At 37.5% G+C, this 17,942-nt stretch carries 15 protein-coding genes; 1 reads left to right on the forward strand and 14 read right to left on the reverse strand.

Translation table 11 applies throughout. The features are described 5' to 3' along the window. Positions 1-292 precede the first annotated feature (292 nt). From hemL to V7183_RS04755, 14 genes are all read right to left on the reverse strand, one after another. A complete protein-coding gene (gene hemL, locus V7183_RS04690; protein ID WP_335358845.1) occupies positions 293-1,582 on the reverse strand; it encodes a glutamate-1-semialdehyde 2,1-aminomutase in 1,290 nt (429 codons plus the stop codon). Continuing rightward, positions 1,582-2,571, reverse strand: coding sequence for a porphobilinogen synthase (gene hemB, locus V7183_RS04695; protein WP_097898116.1), 990 nt, complete (start codon positions 2,569-2,571; stop codon positions 1,582-1,584). The genes hemL and hemB overlap by 1 nt, the downstream gene beginning before the upstream one ends. A 29-nt stretch (positions 2,572-2,600) precedes the next feature. Next, a complete protein-coding gene (gene hemD / locus V7183_RS04700; protein WP_335358846.1) occupies positions 2,601-3,359 on the reverse strand; it encodes a uroporphyrinogen-III synthase in 759 nt (252 codons plus the stop codon). A gap of 2 nt (positions 3,360-3,361) precedes the next feature. Then, entirely contained in the window at positions 3,362-4,291 is a 930-nt protein-coding gene (gene hemC / locus V7183_RS04705; protein ID WP_335358847.1) for a hydroxymethylbilane synthase, read from the reverse strand. Positions 4,292-4,306: 15 nt separating this feature from the next. Further along, entirely contained in the window at positions 4,307-5,140 is an 834-nt protein-coding gene (locus V7183_RS04710; RefSeq protein ID WP_097898119.1) for a cytochrome c biogenesis protein, read from the reverse strand. A gap of 17 nt (positions 5,141-5,157) precedes the next feature. After that, a complete protein-coding gene (hemA, locus tag V7183_RS04715) occupies positions 5,158-6,495 on the reverse strand; it encodes a glutamyl-tRNA reductase (protein WP_335358848.1) in 1,338 nt (445 codons plus the stop codon). Between the two features lie 338 nt (positions 6,496-6,833). Beyond that, a complete protein-coding gene (ysxC, locus tag V7183_RS04720) occupies positions 6,834-7,430 on the reverse strand; it encodes a ribosome biogenesis GTP-binding protein YsxC (RefSeq protein WP_097898121.1) in 597 nt (198 codons plus the stop codon). Further along, entirely contained in the window at positions 7,427-9,757 is a 2,331-nt protein-coding gene (lon, locus tag V7183_RS04725; protein WP_335358849.1) for an endopeptidase La, read from the reverse strand. Before lon ends, ysxC begins: the two co-directional genes overlap by 4 nt. Positions 9,758-9,988: 231 nt before the next feature. Continuing rightward, the gene (lonB, locus tag V7183_RS04730) at positions 9,989-11,659 is read right to left on the reverse strand and encodes an ATP-dependent protease LonB (protein WP_335358850.1); all 1,671 of its coding nucleotides are present in this window, start codon (positions 11,657-11,659) and stop codon (positions 9,989-9,991) included. A 106-nt stretch (positions 11,660-11,765) separates the two neighbouring features. After that, positions 11,766-13,025, reverse strand: coding sequence for an ATP-dependent protease ATP-binding subunit ClpX (clpX, locus tag V7183_RS04735; protein ID WP_097898124.1), 1,260 nt, complete (start codon positions 13,023-13,025; stop codon positions 11,766-11,768). 252 nt (positions 13,026-13,277) lie between these two features. Then, on the reverse strand, positions 13,278-14,561 hold the full coding sequence (tig, locus tag V7183_RS04740) for a trigger factor (protein WP_335358851.1): 1,284 nt from the start codon (positions 14,559-14,561) through the stop codon (positions 13,278-13,280). Positions 14,562-14,892: 331 nt separating this feature from the next. Beyond that, complete coding sequence (locus V7183_RS04745; protein ID WP_335358852.1) at positions 14,893-15,891, reverse strand: hypothetical protein; 999 nt, start codon at positions 15,889-15,891, stop codon at positions 14,893-14,895. A 346-nt stretch (positions 15,892-16,237) separates the two neighbouring features. Then, entirely contained in the window at positions 16,238-16,486 is a 249-nt protein-coding gene (locus V7183_RS04750) for a hypothetical protein (RefSeq protein WP_097898127.1), read from the reverse strand. A gap of 289 nt (positions 16,487-16,775) precedes the next feature. Then, on the reverse strand, positions 16,776-16,973 hold the full coding sequence (locus V7183_RS04755; protein WP_438825154.1) for a group I intron-associated PD-(D/E)XK endonuclease: 198 nt from the start codon (positions 16,971-16,973) through the stop codon (positions 16,776-16,778). Positions 16,974-17,084: 111 nt separating this feature from the next. Between V7183_RS04755 and V7183_RS04760 the strand changes: the two genes are divergently transcribed. Further along, on the forward strand, positions 17,085-17,825 hold the full coding sequence (locus V7183_RS04760; protein ID WP_335358853.1) for a GntR family transcriptional regulator: 741 nt from the start codon (positions 17,085-17,087) through the stop codon (positions 17,823-17,825). Positions 17,826-17,942 lie beyond the last annotated feature (117 nt).

Consider the following 17,942-nt stretch of genomic DNA (forward strand, 5'->3'; position numbering starts at 1 on the left):
CTGACAACCTTTTTATTATTTATCCCGCATTAACGGGCAGTAATACTCCCACATCAAAATTCGGCAAAAACATTGTCTAGCTCTAGCGGCTAGAATCTCCGGTCGTTTCGCCCCCTCGAACGAGGCAAAAAGCGCCTCTCTGTCGGGGGCTCCAACGTCCTTCGATTCTGAGCGAGCCGCTTCCGCTTTTCTAAAGAAGTTAGGTGGGAGATAAACTGCCCGTAAAAGCCCGATTGGTTCAACTAATAATCAGTGGGGGATGAAGAAAACCCCCACTGATTAAAGTTTCACTTTATGCTTTTAATTTTGACATTGCAATTTGTGCTGCCGCAATCGTTGCTTCAATATCCGCATCACTGTGTGCTGTTGATAAGAATAAACCTTCAAATTGAGAAGGTGGTAAGAATACACCTTGCTCTACCATTTCACGATAGTAAGCTGCAAAGAATTCTAAGTTTGAAGTTTTTGCTGCATCGTAGTTAATAACCGGTTCATTCGTGAAGAAAATACCGATCATAGAACCTGCACGGTTTATATGATGCGGAATGCCTTGTTTTTCAGCAGCTTTACGCAGGCCATTTTCTAGCATTTCAGCTTTACGTTCAAATTCTTTATAACATTCTGGTGTTAATTGTACTAATGTTTCATAACCTGCAGTCATTGCTAGAGGGTTACCAGATAATGTACCTGCTTGGTAAATTGGTCCACTTGGTGCAACTTGGCGCATAATTTCTGCTTTACCGCCGTATGCTCCGACCGGCAGACCACCACCGATTACTTTTCCTAAACAAGTTAAGTCAGGTGTTACACCGTAATACCCTTGTCCACAGTTATAAGCAACGCGGAACCCTGTCATTACTTCATCAAAAATCAGCAACGCACCATTTTGCTCCGTTACTTCACGAAGTCCTTCTAAAAATCCTGGCTGCGGTGGAACTACCCCCATATTTCCAGCCACTGGCTCTACGATAACACAAGCGATATCGTCACCAAATTGTTCGAAAGCATATTTCACGCTCTCTAAATCGTTATACGCTACTGTAATCGTATTTTGCGCTACACCTTCTGGTACACCTGGGCTATCTGGTAAACCAAGCGTTGCAACACCAGAACCTGCTTTAATTAATAATGAATCGCCATGGCCGTGGTAACAACCAATAAATTTCAAAATCTTATTACGACCTGTGTAACCACGCGCTAAACGAAGTGCACTCATCGTTGCTTCCGTACCGGAATTTACCATACGTACAATCTCAATTGATGGTACACGCTCAATAACAAGCTGCGCTAATTTATTTTCAATTTCTGTTGGTGCACCAAAGCTTGTCCCTTTTTCCGCTACAGCTTTTAATGATTCTACAACGCGCTCATTCGCATGCCCGTGAATCAGTGGTCCCCATGATAATACGTAGTCGATATATTCATTCCCATCGATATCGTACACTTTAGAACCTTTCCCGCGCTCCATAAACAGCGGATTCATGCCAACAGATTTAAAGGCACGAACTGGACTATTTACACCGCCAGGCATTAAATCTTGCGCCGTTTCAAATGCTTCAATGGATTTATCAAACTTTTTCATTACTGTGCGCCTCCCTCTTGTAACCATCGTGCTGCGTCTTTCGCATGATACGTAATAATTAAGTCTGCTCCTGCACGTTTCATGCTTAATAATTTCTCAAGTACAATCTCTTTTTCATTAATCCAACCATTTTGCGCTGCCGCTTTAATCATGGAATATTCTCCGCTTACGTTATATGCAACGATTGGTAAATTGAAATTGTTCTTCACATCGCGAACAATATCTAAGTAAGAAAGAGCTGGTTTTACAATTAAGAAATCTGCTCCTTCCATTACATCTGACTCAGCTTCACGTAATGCTTCCATTCGGTTTGCTGGATCCATTTGATACGTTTTACGATCACCAAACTGCGGCGCACCATGCGCTGCATCGCGGAATGGACCATAAAATGCAGATGAGTATTTCACAGCGTATGACATAACTGGGACGTGTGCAAAACCATTTTCATCTAATGCATGGCGAATTGCTGTTACAAATCCATCCATCATGTTAGATGGGGCAATAATATCCGCTCCTGCTTTTGCCTGACTTACTGCTGTTTTTGCAAGAATCTCAAGGGATTCATCATTTAAAATAACGCCATCTTCAATCACACCACAATGACCATGGCTTGTATATTGACATAAACACGTATCCGCAACTACTACTAACTCTGGAAACTGTTCTTTAATTTGTTTGATCGCACGTTGTACAATGCCGTGTTCACAATATGCGGAAGAGCCAACTTCATCTTTTTCAGCAGGTAAACCAAATACGATAACAGAACGAATACCTAAATCTACAACTTCTTGCATTTCAGCTTGCAAAAGGTCTAAGGAAATTTGATATACATCTGGCATAGAAGGAACTTCGTTACGAACATTCTCACCTTCAAGTACGAAAATAGGGTAAATAAAATCTTCTGTATGTAAAAATGTTTCACGTACAAGTGCACGCATATTTCCACTTTGTCTTAAGCGACGATGACGATTAAATTGTAAAGAATTCATAGATTTCTATCCCCATTCTTTTATTTAAATTATGCATTTAGATTCAATTTAGAAATGCATTGTATTAACGATTCCACTGTGTATTCTTCTGGAACGATGACATCAGCAAAATAACGCTTTGCCTCTTGTTCTGTTATCGGTCCTATACAAGCAATTGTACATTTTTTTATCCATTCTCTCCAGTTTGTACCCTTAAGTAATTCCACAAAGCTTACAACTGTAGAGGGACTCGTAAATGTCACAATATCTATCTTACCTGATTCTAAAGCTTCGATCAGTTCTAGACGCTTCATATAATTTGGTTTTGTTTCATATACGACCAGCTCTTCTAAAAGCACCCCAAGCTCCCGCAGTTTATTCGGAATAACATCTCTAGCTAAATTTCCTCTTGGAAATAACATACGTTCTTTCCCGGTTAATTTTTTTACAAACTCCTCTGCAAAAGTTTCAGCAACAAACGCAGTTGGAACAAAATGAACTTGATAGCCTCTTTTTTCTAACTCCCGCCTTGTTTTTACACCTACTGCGGCAATCTGTACAGTCAAAGGCATGTTCTTGCCTAAACCATCCAGAAAGAAGCTTACCCCATTTTTACTCGTAAAAATAATCCAGTCATATACATTCAACTGTTGAGATACACTTTGAAACGTTTGCTGAGATGCTCCTTCCATACGCAAAAGCGGAATTTCCACTGGAATCCCGCCCTCTTTTTTCACTGCTGCACTCATTTGTTTTGCTTGATGCTGGGCCCGTGTAACCAGTACTGTTTTGCCAGCGAGAGCGTCCATGATTAATATTGCTCCTTATTTGCAGCGAGAATGAGCTCTTTTGCTCCTTGTTTCATTAAACGATCTGCAGCTTCTAATCCAACTTGCTCAGGGCTCACACCTACAACTGTTTCTTTTAACAAAACTGAACCATCCATAGAGCCAACAAGCGCTGTTAATTCAATTTCATTATTCTCCTGAAGCGTTGCATAGCCAGCAATCGGTACTTGGCAACCACCTTCAAGCTTGTGAAGGAATACTCGTTCGGCAGCCACTGTTCGTTCTGTTACTGCATCATTGATATGTGATAATAATTGCAATAAATCTTTATCATCTTCACGACATTCAATCGCTAAAGCACCTTGTCCTACAGCTGGTACGCACAATGTTTCATCTAAGTGTTCTGTAATGACATCATCATCCCAGCCCATTCTTTGTAATCCAGCTGTTGCTAAAATGATTGCATCATAGTCTTCTTCTTTTAATTTACGTAATCTCGTATCGATATTCCCGCGAATCCACTTCACTTGTAAATCTGGTCTAGCGGCCAATAGCTGTGCACTGCGTCTTAAACTGCTTGTCCCAAGTATCGCACCTTCTGGTAAGTCTCCGAAAGATTCTCCGTTCTTCGAAATAAACGCATCACGCGGATCGACACGCTTTGGTATACATCCAATGGTTAATCCATCTGGAAGCACAGCTGGCATATCCTTCATACTATGTACAGCCATATCGATTTCTTTTGTAAGCAATGCATGTTCAATCTCTTTTACAAACAAACCTTTCCCGCCTACTTTTGAAAGTGTCACATCTAAAATGACATCGCCTTTTGTAACAATTTCTTTTACTTCAAATTCATATGGCAAGCCAAGCGCTTTTAATTGATCAATAAACCAATTTGTTTGCGTTAATGCTAACTTACTCTTTCTTGAACCTACAATAATTTTGCGCATAATTTTCTCTCCTCATTATAAATACCAAAAGTGGAAGTTCGATAAACTGCTTAATAGAAAAATATTGACTAGCATCACGAGAAAGGCTCCAATGTTCCAATGTATAATCTTCTTACCTTGCAATGTATCTGATCCTCGTAAATATAGACCCGCACAATAGACAAATAAAACAACAAAAGACCCGATTACTTTCGTGTCATACCAATGGAAATTATCTAATTTTGTATATCCCCATATGCATCCAAGCAAAATAGCTAGTAAGAAAAACGGAACAGAAAATAGATTCAATCCATATGACATAGACTCAAGCTTCGATAAATTTCCTAACCGTCTTAATCTTGCATTCCATTTTTTCTGTTTTAATAATCGATATTGCAGCAAGTACATAATAGAAAAAATAAATGACACTGTAAATGCCGCATATGAAGTAATCGCCATGCCTACATGGACGTATACAAGCTCTGAAACTAATTGATGCGCTAGTATCGGCGACATCTTTCCGATCGGAGTAAAAATAGAAAAAGCGCTTACGCCAAAAGCGACGACATTTGTAAAAAAAACTAAAAAGTCAATGCGCATAAATCGATTGATTACTAATGACATTGTAATTAATAACCACACATAAAAATAAATTCCTGACAGTAAAGTTAAAATCGGATTTGTTTCTGATTCTGTAGCCCGTAGTAGCATAAAAACAGACTGAAGTACCCATACAATTGAAAGTAACCAAAAAGCAAGTCGATTCGCCTTTCGGTTACTTTGGAAATAATCTATAAAATATAAACTAATACTACAAGCATATAAAATAATTGCGATATGATAAATAATACTATTATTTAAAAAGCTCATCCGACCATCCTTCCATGTTATAAAGATGGAACGGATGTTGTCCACGCTCGTTTATGTTTCGGCTCTTCCGTATATTCTACGACCTCTTCTTCCACTTCTAAATCAAAGATTTTCGCGAATAAAGCGAGCTTTTCCGTAGCTCCCTCTTCTGTTGCTAACTCTTTTGCTACTAAAATTGGATCTTTCAGCAGTTGATTAATGATACTTTTCGTATGCTTACTAATTACTTTTTTCTCACGATCATTAAGCATCGGAATTTTCCGTTCAATACTTTGCATCGTCTCACTTTGAATAGCTAGTGCTTTATCACGAAGAGCTGAAATTAAAGGAATAACCCCAAGCGTATTTACCCAGCTTTTAAATGTAACGATTTCTTCTTCAATCATAAGTTGAATTTTTTCCGCTTCTTTTAAACGTTCAGCGCGGTTTGCCTCGACTACTCCTTGCAAATCATCAATATCATACAAGAAAGATCCTTCTAGCTCATCAATTGCCGGATCAATATCACGCGGCACTGCAATATCAACCATAAATAGCGGGCGACCACAGCGCAGCCGTTCTACTCTTGTCATCATTTCTTTCGTAATGACATAATCTGATGCACCAGTTGAACTAATTAAAATATCTGCTTCTAATAATACACATTGTAATTCACTTAACGGTTTTGCATGTCCCATATATTTCTCAGCCATTGTTTCCGCTTTCGTAAGCGTACGGTTCATAACTGTTACTTTGCGCGCTCCACTTCCATACAGGTTTTGCAGCGCAAGTTCACCCATTTTTCCAGCGCCAAGAATTAAAACGTGACAATCTGTTAAATCTCCAAAAATTTTCTTTCCAAGTTCAACCGCAGCATAGCTAACGGACATCGCACTTTCACCGATTGTTGTTTCTGAATGAGCACGCTTCGCTAGCGTAATCACTTGTTTAAACAATTCATTAAAAATCGTCCCTGTTACTTTTATCTCTTGCGCTTCTAAGAAACTATCTCGAATTTGACCTAAAATTTGTGTTTCACCGACCACCATAGAATCTAATCCGCACGTTACACGGAATAAATGTTCAATAGCACCATCTTGTTCAAAAATAGACAAGTATGGCGAAACCTCTTCTATCTCAAGCTGAAACCATTCAGCTAAAAATTTCTTAATGTAATATCGTCCCGTGTGTAATTGATCGACGACAGCATAAATCTCAGTGCGATTGCACGTTGATACAATGACATTCTCTAACACGCTCTTTTGATTCTGTAATGTTGTCATTGCCTTTTCTAGTTCTGCTGCCTGAAATGTGAGTTTCTCACGAAATTCTACAGGGGCTGTTCGATAATTTACACCAACAACAAGAATATGCACGCAGCATGTCCCCCTTCACCCGTTTTATCACCTTATCTACTATCATAATACAACTTTCCTGTTATGAATCTGACAATCGTGTGAACAACAGGAATTTTTTTATTCGTTCTGCCTACTGCTTACAGGAGACAAACTAAATCTTCCAAAATAAATATTTTACTTTATAATCATTACAAGATAATAACTCTATTTGTACGTTACCAAAAAAAACTGTCAGAATCAAGTGATGGAAACTATTCCATAAGAATTGAAATACTCTCTTTCTCTATCTTCTTTCACCATGCAGAAAATTATGTATGATTGTTCCATAATGTAACAAAAAAACGCGCGACGAATCGTCACGCGTTTTTTGTTTTTGTAAACTTATGAATGGCTTTCCATGCTTCTTCTTTTCCAAGTCCTGTTTCGGAAGAAAATAGAACCACTTCATCGCCAGCTTCCACATCAAGCGTTTCCTTTACAACTTTCAAATGCTTTTGCCATTTCCCTTTCGGAATTTTATCAGCTTTCGTTGCAATAATAATTGTAGGAATTTCATAATGCTTTAAGAAATCATACATCATGACATCATCATTTGTTGGTGGATGACGCAAATCAATTACTAATACAGCCGCATCTAATTGTTCACGCGTTGTAAAGTAAGTTTCAATCATTTTGCCCCATGCCGCTCGCTCTGATTTCGATACTTTCGCATATCCATAACCTGGAACATCGACAAAGTGCATCATTTCATTGATTAAGAAAAAGTTTAACGTTTGCGTTTTTCCTGGTTTAGAAGAAATACGCACTAACTTTTTACGATTTAAAATTTTATTAATAAAGGAAGACTTCCCAACATTAGAACGACCTGCTAATGCAATTTCTGGTAAGTCACTATCTGGATATTGTTCTGGTCTAACAGCACTAATTACAATATCTGCTTTTGTTACTTTCATTGTTTCACTCCTACTAATGCGTGCTCCAATACTTCATCTAAATGAGACACAAGCACAAACGTAAGATTTTCTTTTACGCTTTCTGGAATATCATCTAAATCTTTTTCATTTTCTGCTGGCAAAATAATTTTTGTTAAGCCTGCGCGGTGAGCACTTAATGTTTTTTCTTTCAAACCACCGATTGGTAGTACGCGACCACGAAGGGTGATTTCACCCGTCATACCAACTTCTTTACTTACAGGAACGCCTGTTAGCGCAGAAATAAGTGCCGTTGCCATTGTAATCCCAGCTGATGGACCATCTTTTGGAACTGCTCCTTCTGGAACATGAATATGAATATCGTTCTTTTCATGGAAATCTGGATTAATGTGAAGTTCTTCTGCACGAGAGCGAATATAACTAAATGCAGCTTGTGCGGATTCTTTCATAACATCCCCAAGTTTCCCTGTTAAAATTAATTTCCCTTTTCCTGGTGATACAGAAACTTCAATTGCAAGTGTATCGCCACCAGCAGCTGTATACGCTAAACCAGTCGCCATTCCGACTTGGTCTCTCTTTTCAGCTTGTCCATAACGGAATATATGCTTACCTAGAAGGTCAGTAATATTTTTATCCGTTACAACAACTCGCTTACGTTCTTCTGTAACGATGATTTTCGCTGCTTTACGACAAATCTTAGCAATTTGACGCTCTAACGTACGGACACCAGCTTCACGTGTATAATAACGAATGATTTCAAGAAGCGCCTCATCACGCACTTGTAGATTCCCTTTTCGTAAGCCGTGTTCTTTTAGTTGCTTTGGCAATAAATGTTCACGAGCAATATGTACCTTTTCAATTTCTGTATAACCAGCAATCGAAATAATTTCCATACGATCAAGAAGCGGACCTGGAATACTTGCAAGTGTGTTTGCAGTTGCAACGAACATAACTTTTGATAAATCATATGGCTCTTCAATATAATGATCACTAAAGTTATGATTTTGTTCTGGGTCTAATACTTCAAGTAACGCCGCAGACGGATCACCACGGAAATCATTGGACATCTTATCAATCTCATCTAATAAAAAGACTGGATTGATTGTCTTTGCCTTTTTCATCCCTTGAATAATACGACCTGGCATAGCTCCAACATATGTACGACGGTGACCTCGAATTTCAGATTCATCACGAACACCACCAAGGGAAACACGGACAAAATTACGATTTAACGATGTTGCAATCGAGCGTGCTAATGATGTTTTTCCGACCCCAGGAGGTCCTACTAGACAAAGAATCGGTCCTTTTAAAGAATTTGTTAACTTTTGTACAGCTAAATATTCCAGTACACGTTCTTTCACTTTTTCAAGACCATAATGATCTTTATTTAAAATCGTTTCAGAATGTGCAAGGTCAATCATATCCTCTGTTGCTTCTGTCCACGGAAGTGCTAATAACCAATCCATATAATTACGAATCACACCGCTCTCCGCAGAGCTTACTGGCAACTTCTCATAACGATCTAATTCTTTTAGGGCAGCCTTCTTTGTTTCTTCTGGCATTCCTGCCTCTTCGATTTTTTCACGAAGCTCTTCAACTTCGCCACCCTTACCTTCTTTATCACCAAGCTCTGTTTGGATCGCCTTCATTTGTTCACGCAAGAAGTATTCTTTTTGCGTACGCTCCATCGAACGTTTCACTTTTTGCCCAATTTTCTTTTCTAAATTAAGTAGTTCTTGTTCATCTTGAATAATGGAGATAAGTGTATGTAATCTTTCTTTCACTGATAGAATCTCTAAAATTTCTTGCTTTTGTTTCGTTTTAATCGGTAAATGAGAAGCAATTAAATCTGCTAAGCGGCCTGGCTCTTCTACATCAGCTACTGTTGCAAACGTTTCATTTGAAACCTTTTTTGAGACTTTAATATACTGCTCGAAATGTTCAAGTAACGTGCGCATAAGAGCTTTCTCTTCTAAATCGCCTTCTTCTTCCTCTGTTACCGTTTGAATAGAAACCTGTACTACATTTTCTTCTTCAATAAATTCTACTATTTCTGCTCTATGTAAACCTTCTACCAGGACACGAAGCGTACCATTCGGCAGTTTTAACATCTGCTTTACTTTCGCCACTGTACCTACACTATATATGTCATCTTCTTTTGGATCATCGATATTCATTTCTTTTTGCATTGCTAAAAAGATGATATTTTCATCCATTGCTGCCTGCTCTAGTGCTTGTATCGACTTATCACGTCCTACATCAAGATGCAGAACCATCGTTGGATATACGAGAACGCCTCTTAATGGTAGGAGGGGCACAATTCTTTCGTTCGTATTCATACTAGACATAGCACCTCCATAATAAATTAAACTCCTGTTCAACTATTTTATATTACAATACACCTTGATGCAATTGCAGAGATTCTTTACAATTGCAAATCTCCTACTTTTCTTTCTATAAAAGAAAAAAGGGACCCCGCTTAAGCATACAAACTTAAACGAAGTCTGGCAAATATTATCTGTTCTGTTTCGCATGTACCTAAAAGGAAAACACTTCTTACAGCCTTATTGAATTTCATTTTACATCGATTGTACATCACCTTCATCTAACTTACGATGCACATCAATTTCACGATGCAATTTTTCCTGTACGAATGTTAACTCAAAAACTTCTTTTAGTTTTCGAACAGGAATAATCTCAATACCCTTTATCGTGTATAAAAATGGCTGCATATTTTCAGCAGGAATAATGACCTTTTTCACCCCTGCTTTTTTCGCCGCTTTTACTTTTGCATATACGCCGCCTACTGGCTTGACTTCCCCATGAATGCTTATTTCTCCTGTCATCGCAATTTCATTATTCACATAAACGCGATGCAAGGCTGAGTATACTCCTGTTGCCATTGCAATTCCTGCTGAAGGTCCGTCAATTGGAATACCGCCTGGAAAGTTAATATGTATATCATATCCTTCTGGCAACAAATCTAAAGAGCGGAGCACGGTTAATACATTATCCACTGACCCCTTTGCCATACTTTTACGGCGAATTGATTTCGTTTGACTACCAATGCTCTCTTCTTCCACAATTCCTGTAACATTGACTGTCCCTTTATCCTGAGCAGGAATAGCTGTTACTTCAATTTCTAATAGCGCACCTGTATTGGGCCCATATACCGCCAGGCCATTTACTAGACCAATCCTTGGAATCGGATAAATTCGTTTCTCATACTTTGGAGTAAGCTGACTAGAGTGTACAACCCACTCAATATCCTCATTCTTAATAAAAGAACGATCTTCATTGATTGCCATTCCAGCAGAAATCTGCACAAGATTAATGGCTTCTCGCCCATTCCTTGCATACATTCCAATCATTTCAATCCCTTGTGCCCCAATTTCCATTTTCACCTTTTCTGCTGCGTTCTTCGCTACTTTTTGAATCTCTTCCGTATCAAGTTCACGGAAGAAAACTTCTAAACAACGTGAACGAATGGCAGGAGGGATTTCATCCGGAGAACGAGTTGTCGCTCCAACTAAACGAAAATCGGCTGGTAAGCCTTTTTGAAAAATATCATGTATGTATGTTGGAATCATTGTATTTTCTTCACTGTAGTACGCACTTTCCAAAAATACTTTGCGATCTTCTAATACCTTTAACATTTTATTCATTTGAATCGGATGCAGCTCACCAATTTCATCAATGAACAAAATACCGCCATGCGCATCTGTTACGGCGCCTTTTTTCGGTTGTGGGATTCCTGCTTGTCCCATTGCACCTGCACCTTGATAAATTGGATCATGCACTGAACCGATTAAAGGATCAGCAATACCGCGTTCATCAAAGCGAGCTGTCGTTGCATCGAGTTCAATAAACGTTGCACTACTACGGAACGGTGACTTTGGATTTCTCTTTGCTTCTTCTAACACAAGACGTGCTGCTGCTGTTTTCCCTACTCCCGGAGGTCCATATATAATGACATGTTGCGGATTCGGACCACAAAGCGCTGCCTTTAATGATTTGATTCCGTCTTCTTGTCCTACAATGTCTAAAAAAGAATTCGGTCGTACCTTTTCAGCAAGCGGTTCTGTTAAAGCAATTTCACGCATTTTACGAAGTTGTTCTAATTCTTTTTTCGATTCTCGATCAATTGAAACTTTTTGTGTTCGCTGGTTTCGGAGCAAATGCCAGAAGTATAATCCAACAATGACACCAAAAACAAGTTGAACAAGTAAGAATATGTTTGTCCAGCTCATCATTCATTTCCTCCCGCTATGTTTTACCATTTAGTATTTCCGGGGAGGAATAGTGCTAAACATAATAAGAAACAGCAATTATAAAAATTGCTGTTTCTCACTTACATTATGCAGATGTTTTTGTATCCAGTACAGTACCGTCTTGTAATACCAATTTCGGTGGTGCGTTGTCCGTTACTGTTTCTTTTGTAAGAATACATTTCTCGATATCTTTACGAGATGGAAGTTCGAACATTACATCCAGCATTAAGCCTTCAATAATAGAGCGAAGTCCACGAGCACCTGTTTTACGTTCAATTGCTTTTTTCGCAATTTCAATCAGTGCGCCTTCTTCAAATTCCAACTCAACATCGTCAAGCTCCAATAATTTTTGGAACTGCTTTACAAGTGCATTTTTCGGTTTTGTTAAAATATCAACAAGAGCACCTTCATCAAGCGGCTCTAGGTTCGCAATAACTGGAAGACGACCAATAAACTCTGGAATTAAACCAAATCGTAAAAGGTCCTCTGGTAATACGTGAGATAAAACATGCTTTTCATTTACATCCGCATTTTTCTTCTCTGAACCAAATCCAATTACTTTTTCACCAAGGCGACGTTTAATAATTGGCTCAATGCCATCAAACGCACCGCCACAAATGAATAGAATGTTCGTTGTATCAATTTGAATAAACTCTTGATGTGGATGCTTACGACCACCTTGAGGTGGAACGCTTGCTACAGTACCTTCTAAAATTTTCAGAAGGGCCTGCTGCACACCCTCACCAGACACATCACGTGTAATTGATGGATTTTCTGACTTACGAGCCACTTTATCAATCTCATCAATATAAATGATTCCTTTTTCCGCTTTCTCTACATCGTAATCAGCAGCTTGAATTAATTTTAGTAAGATGTTTTCTACATCTTCCCCTACATATCCAGCTTCTGTTAAAGATGTTGCATCCGCGATTGCAAATGGAACATTTAAAATACGCGCTAATGTTTGTGCCAATAGTGTTTTACCACTACCTGTTGGCCCGATAAGTGCGATATTACTCTTCGCCAATTCTACATCATCAATTTTGCTGTTAGAATTGATGCGTTTGTAATGGTTGTATACCGCTACCGCTAGTGCTTTCTTTGCATTATCTTGTCCGATGACATACTCATCTAAGATTTCACGAATCTCTACCGGTTTTGGTACATCTTTGAATTCTACTTCTTCGTCCTTCGCAAGCTCCTCTTGCACAATCTCTGTACAAAGCTCGATACACTCATCACAAATGTAAACACCTGGACCAGCAACAAGCTTTCGAACTTGCGTTTGTGTTTTACCACAGAAAGAACATTTCAATTGCCCTTTTTCATCGTTAAATTTAAACATATTTTCACACCCCTTACAAAGTGCTAATATCTTGCCTTCGTATGTACACGATAAATGTATCGTATGTAAATACATATTATGTCACTACGTGGCGAGAAATACAAATAATATGACTAGTTATGTACAAATAAAAAATTTTTAAAACTTTTGAAATATGTATATTCGACTTTTAAAGGAACTTTTCCTTCTTAATCGAAAAGTTTTNNATATTTATAAAACAAGGCACGATCAAAATCGTGCCTTGTTATTTTATTATGCAGCTTTGCTGTTGTCTACTAAGAAGTCCACAGCCTTACGAACTTTAAGATCTTCAGATAGAGCATCTGCGCTTCCAAGAGCTTGCTTGATAGCGTCAACTGGCATATTGTACATTGCAGCCATTTTTTCAACTTCTGCAGTTACTTCTTCTTCAGTAACTTCGATTTTTTCAGCTTCAATGATAGCTTCAAGAACAAGGTTGATTCTTACACGTTTTTGTGCATCTTCTTTCATTTGTTCTTTTAACTTGTCAGCATCAGTACCTGTGAATTGGTAGTAAAGCTCAAGATTCATACCTTGTTGGCTTAAGCGTTGTTCGAATTCACGAACCATACGATCTAACTCAGTTTCGATCATAGCTTCTGGAATTTCGATTTCAGCGTTAGCAGCAGCCTTTTCTACTACTTCGTCACGAACTTTATGCTCAGCTTCATGCTTTTTGCCTTCTTCTAAGTTTGTACGAAGTTTTGCTTTTAACTCATCAAGAGTTGCAACTTCTTCGTCTACATCTTTAGCGAACTCGTCATCTAAAGCAGGAAGCTCTTTTGCTTTAATTTCATGAACTGTTGCTTTGAATGTTGCTGGTTTGCCAGCAAGTTCAGCAGCGTGGTACTCTTCTGGGAATGATACTTCAACGTCTTTAGATTCGCCAGCTTTTAGACCAATTAATTGCTCTTCAAAGCCTGGGATAAATGTACCAGAACCGATTGCTAGAGAGTAGTTTTCGCCTTTTCCGCCTTCAAATGCTTCGCCATCAACGAAACCTTCGAAGTCGATTACAGCTGTATCACCGTTTTCAACAGTTCCTTCTTCTTTAACAACTAACTCAGCTTGACGCTCTTGTAAAGCTTTTAATTCGTTCTCTACATCTTCGTCAGTTACAGTTGTTTCAACTTTTTCTACTGCTAAGCCTTTGTATTCACCTAATTTTACTTCAGGTTTTACTGTAACTTTTGCAGTGAAGATTAAGTTTGCATTTTTTTCGAATTTCTCGATGTCAATCTCAGGATGAGCAACTGGGAAGATACCAGTTTCGTCGATTGCTTCACCATATGCTTTTGGTAAGATGATATCTAAAGCATCTTGGTATAAAGATTCAACACCAAAGCGTTGTTCGAATAACGGACGAGGCATTTTACCTTTACGGAAACCTGGTACGTTAATTGTTGTTACTACTTTTTTGAACGCAGCGTCGATAGAGTTGTTTACTTCTTTAGCATCAACTTCGATTGTTAAAACGCCAACGTTACCTTCTAATTTTTCCCATTTTGCAGCCATTTATTCTTTCCCTCCAACTATAATAATGTATGCACATACCTCTATAGATTAAGATTCCCATTATTCCTTTCTTAGAAACAACGAAAGTGTGAAAGCCACTATATTCAGGCTTTCTTTTCCTCTAGCAAATGCTTTCAGATACACAGTTCCAATCTATAAATTGTCTAAAAAACAACCAAGGTATATTTTGTTCGAGAATAATATGAAACATATTAAGTAAGAGAATTATACTTCTCTCCTCTTACAAACAGGCAGAAATCAGCCTTTTGCAACCCTTACATTATAACATAGAATATTCTCGTTTCAATAACTGAACGATTCTTTTTCATAATTATACGGGTAAATACCCTTCCCTCTCAACACGTAAAAACCATTGATAAGCAATATGAAATTCTTCTAACTTAATATTATATGCTGCCATAAGTTCCTCTTCATCGATTATCAATCCGAAACGTTTTCTCCCTATTCTCTCTAAAACAGCTGCCCAAACTTCGGCCTTATCCATTAATAGCGGAAACGGGAAAATACTAGTTTGCATTTCTCTCCAATATGTAATGATTGTCTCAAATATATCTGGATGATCATGTTCCAATCGATTCGATAATATATGTATGATTTTATTGGATTGCTCCTCATTATGACCTATATTTGCTGGGATAACAGTAATTGTATCTCCAAACTTCTCTACTTCTACTTTCTCTTCCATTCGATTTTCTACCATTTTATATAAAATAGAGGTTTTCAAATAGGGATGTTGCTCTTCATCCAGTAGAAATTTCTGTAAAGCAGGCAACGCCTTATCAAGATTTTTTAATGAAAGATTATTAATAACTCGTAGCTTGTGCCCAAAATTTTCTACAAACAGTTCGTTGGTAAATTCATCTAAATCAAAATTAGAATCTACCTGAGGCCCTTCCTCCCCATGTAGCATCCCTTGCGCAAATAAGGCAAGCTGTGCTAATTTTTCCTTTTGCTCAGGAGCAAATTCCTTCGTTTGTAAAACTTCCTCAATTGTTTCAATGACACCTTCATAATCATTTGTTTGAACTAAAATTGTCACATATGTTTCAAGAATATCTCCAAATAAGACTGTTCCTGTCTCAAGTAACTTCTCACATTGTTCTTTTGATTCTTCTATTCTTTTTAATTCCAGCAAACAAATAACTGAAGCTAATTCTGTTTGTTCTGTCTCTGCATTATACTGACGTAATATTTCAAAGCAGCGTAATGCATCTTCGAATTTTCGTTCCTTCAGCGCCAAAAAACCTTGATCAATATAGCGCTCTGATAACTGTGGAAACAATACGACCGTATTTTTTTTTTTATCCATACGTCCGCCTCTTTTTTTAGATTTTAAATATCTTCAAAGTAAATATATCAAATGAGTAATAAGAACACAACATCCAAAATTCGTTTATTCGGTATATAAAAATATTTAATTTTTGTAATTAAATCAACGAATTCATACTAGAAATATACATTTATCCCGCATTAACAGGCAGTAATTCTCCCACCTCAAAATTCAGCGAAAGCAAAGAAGTTAGGCGGGAGATAAACTGCCTGTAAAAGCCCAATTGGTTCAACTAATAATCAGTGGGGGAGGAAGAACCCCCACTGATTAAAGTTTCACTTTATACAAATAAAAACCCTCAGCAACCGGAGCGGAGGATTTCTCATTAGCAGAAAGCACTTATAATTGTAGGATATACAAAAAGAGTAATCATTTGGAGAACAATAATTGTAATAACAATCACGCTAAAAAAGAAGATTGGCTTACTTCGCTTCATTAGAAACATAATAATAAGCATAATGCAGGCAAGCGAACACATAAAAAATAAACTTGTGGTCGAACTTAATATAACACTTGGAACAAATAATACTAATACAACACTACAGACACCTATAATTCCAAATAGCCATTCCATTCATTTCCTCATTCCCTTTCCCTTCTCACGTCAAAATATCTTTCTATGCTATTAGATGCTTCACAATATCAATTACATCCGTTAACTTCTCATATGCTACAAACCCAAAAGCTATTGTTAAACCCGTTACAACTAATCCTTTCATTTTTTCTTCCTCCTCGTCTCATCTTTGTTACCTTAATTATAAATGACTGACAATTGGTTACCATCGAACTTCCTTACACTTACCTTACAGAATTGTAAGATTTCAAAACGAAAGAAAAACTACCTAACAGAACTGAAGGTAGTTTTACGGAAGTTCTCTATAATAATCTGCAAAGTGGACATTCTTTTCTTGATAATTCTTTGGCGGATCTATTCTTAAACTAATTGATTTATAAAACGATTTTGGATCAAAGTAATAGCATAAATCCGTTTGAGGGCAATATATACAATTTGAATGACAAATACACCTAGTGCAAATTATAATGATTTTTTGAAAGCGTATTAATTTACAAGAAAAAGTAAGTTACAATAGAAAAAGAAAATAATCTACTATAAAACGAGACGAAACGGAATTTATAGTCATGAACTTAAAAAACTATAGGGGTATAAGAAAATGAATAATAAACTTCATGAACTCAATAAACAAAAAAAACCACTATTCGTCACTGTGTATGACCAATTATATAAATTAATCATGGATGGAACATTTCCTCTAGGCAGCCAACTTCCAACAGAACCTGAATTGGCCAAAATATTTGGTGTGAGCAGAATGACATTAAGACATGCTTTGGCACTGTTACAGGAAGATGGATTGGTTAAAAATATCCATGGAAAAGGAAATTTCATTACAAAATTTCATCATAATGAAAGTAGCGATGGCTTGGAGAAGTTAGGGAATCCCTTATATAAATGCTATACGGAAAAAATAGATGACATCGAGCTTAATTTCCGAATTGACCTAGTAACGGACTATGCAATGCAAGTATTAAATCAAGAAATGACCGCAGTGGTTGCGTTGGAACGCTGGTATAAAAATCACGATAAGATAGTAGCGTTTGCTTTTACCATGATGCCAATAGAAGCCGTTTCCAACTTAAACCTTGACTTACATAACGAGAAGCAAGTATTGGAAATGCTAGAGGAGAAAATATATGAACTGGCTAATTCCTCCACCATTGAAATTAAACGTTCTAATTCCGCCAATACTCCATCATTAAAATACCAAATTTTCCACGGGGAGGAATTTGATTTAATTTTAGAAAGTATATATATCAGCGATAAATACCCTGTGGTTTATAATAAATACTATATACCAATAGAATTTAGTCAAATTAGGATTAAAACATCTAAATAGCCGAATGAATAATCCATCATCTCTTAGAAACTCCCATTCGTGGAGAGCTATAAGCGATAAAGCTCTATATACATCAATTAAAAGACCGACATAAAACGCCTCTTTTTAGGTGGGAGA

Origin of the sequence: Bacillus sp. JJ1127, assembly GCF_036965845.1 — a bacterium.
In the GTDB taxonomy this organism is placed as follows: domain Bacteria; phylum Bacillota; class Bacilli; order Bacillales; family Bacillaceae_G; genus Bacillus_A.

Bases quoted from the DNA above. Each gene is read 5' to 3' on its own strand.
- V7183_RS04760 (WP_335358853.1), top strand. From the start codon at position 17,085: ATGAATAATAAACTTCATGAACTCAATAAACAAAAAAAACCACTATTC.
- hemB (WP_097898116.1), bottom strand. From the start codon at position 2,571: ATGAATTCTTTACAATTTAATCGTCATCGTCGCTTAAGACAAAGTGGA.
- hemC (WP_335358847.1), bottom strand. From the start codon at position 4,291: ATGCGCAAAATTATTGTAGGTTCAAGAAAGAGTAAGTTAGCATTAACG.
- lon (WP_335358849.1), bottom strand. From the start codon at position 9,757: ATGTCTAGTATGAATACGAACGAAAGAATTGTGCCCCTCCTACCATTA.
- tig (WP_335358851.1), bottom strand. From the start codon at position 14,561: ATGGCTGCAAAATGGGAAAAATTAGAAGGTAACGTTGGCGTTTTAACA.
- lonB (WP_335358850.1), bottom strand. From the start codon at position 11,659: ATGAGCTGGACAAACATATTCTTACTTGTTCAACTTGTTTTTGGTGTC.
- hemD (WP_335358846.1), bottom strand. From the start codon at position 3,359: ATGGACGCTCTCGCTGGCAAAACAGTACTGGTTACACGGGCCCAGCAT.
- V7183_RS04750 (WP_097898127.1), bottom strand. From the start codon at position 16,486: ATGGAATGGCTATTTGGAATTATAGGTGTCTGTAGTGTTGTATTAGTA.
- ysxC (WP_097898121.1), bottom strand. From the start codon at position 7,430: ATGAAAGTAACAAAAGCAGATATTGTAATTAGTGCTGTTAGACCAGAA.
- clpX (WP_097898124.1), bottom strand. From the start codon at position 13,025: ATGTTTAAATTTAACGATGAAAAAGGGCAATTGAAATGTTCTTTCTGT.
- hemL (WP_335358845.1), bottom strand. From the start codon at position 1,582: ATGAAAAAGTTTGATAAATCCATTGAAGCATTTGAAACGGCGCAAGAT.
- V7183_RS04710 (WP_097898119.1), bottom strand. From the start codon at position 5,140: ATGAGCTTTTTAAATAATAGTATTATTTATCATATCGCAATTATTTTA.
- V7183_RS04745 (WP_335358852.1), bottom strand. From the start codon at position 15,891: ATGGATAAAAAAAAAAATACGGTCGTATTGTTTCCACAGTTATCAGAG.